Source organism: Bacillus glycinifermentans (assembly GCF_001042475.2).
Classification (GTDB): domain Bacteria; phylum Bacillota; class Bacilli; order Bacillales; family Bacillaceae; genus Bacillus; species Bacillus glycinifermentans.
This window is the reverse complement of the sequence record NZ_LECW02000052.1, coordinates 1-915: the sequence shown is the minus strand read 5'-3', so window position 1 is coordinate 915 and position 915 is coordinate 1. Positions and strand designations below refer to the sequence as shown.

Below are 915 nucleotides of genomic sequence, written 5' to 3'. Positions count from 1 at the left end.
TGCCGGAGCCGGGAGTTCAGCTAAACGATAAGCAAATCGCATACTTAAATCGCAATCCGGCATCAGTTGCGAAAAATCGTCCGGTTACGATGGAAGAACCTTCGCGAACTATTCCGGCAGTTATGGGCAAAGGAGTTCCTTACGGTTTGTTTTACGCTAATCACGATGAAAAATCTTATTGGACGCCAAAAAGCGAATACACTTACGATCAAGCCAATCGCGTGCAATCGCTAGATAAACCTTCTAACACAATTCCGGCACATCACAACAGCGGTCAGCCGATTCATCCGACCGAAGCACCACGACGTTTCACAGTCCGTGAATGTCTCCGAATCCAATCTGCGCCCGATACTTACGTCCTGCCAGACGATATTTCCTTATCGGCGCAGTATCGGATTGTCGGAAACGGAATCGCTTCGCGTGTTGCGTGGTATGTAGGGCGAGCGCTTGCGGAACAATTACTCGTCTAACTGAAACGCGTATGTGTGCTTCGGATAGGCTAGGTACGGTTGTTTAGACGCCTCACCATCGCCGATCAAATAATAGCGTTGCGGAAGCTTATCGACATCAATGCCGACCTTGCGTAAGAACGGCCTAGCCGACACGTTGCCGCGCTTATCGAACTTAAACGGCTTGACGTCCGGCTGATTAACGAGTTCGGGCTTTCCGACCACAATGCGGTTTGCTTCTGCGTCATAGGCGACCGTAAGATAAAACGGGCCGTCCGCAGGTAATCCGATGATTCGCCGGGCACCTGCCGAAATAAATAAACGTCGATGCTTTTCGATTGTTATATACGCTTTGAGGTTGCGCTCAAAGTCGTTGGATATCCACGTAAGAGCCATATCGAATCTCCTTACGAAAGTATTTACGTTAAGTATAGACGGATTAGTTACCGATAGTCAACAGTAGTGT

General features: G+C 48.7%; 2 protein-coding genes. One reads left to right on the top strand and one right to left on the bottom strand.

Annotated elements, in window-relative coordinates; translation table 11 throughout:
* The coding region (locus tag AB447_RS22970) for a DNA cytosine methyltransferase (RefSeq protein WP_241494793.1) at positions 1-470 on the top strand (470 nt) is incomplete at its 5' end.
* Here AB447_RS22970 and AB447_RS22965 read toward each other — a convergent pair.
* A complete protein-coding gene (locus tag AB447_RS22965; protein WP_057957766.1) occupies positions 459-845 on the bottom strand; it encodes a hypothetical protein in 387 nt (128 codons plus the stop codon). The two genes, AB447_RS22970 and AB447_RS22965, sit on opposite strands and share 12 nt — an antisense overlap.
* Positions 846-915 lie beyond the last annotated feature (70 nt).

What these genes read in the sequence shown, in the direction of transcription:
- AB447_RS22965 (WP_057957766.1), bottom strand. Translation starts at nt 845, where the DNA reads ATGGCTCTTACGTGGATATCCAACGACTTTGAGCGCAACCTCAAAGCG.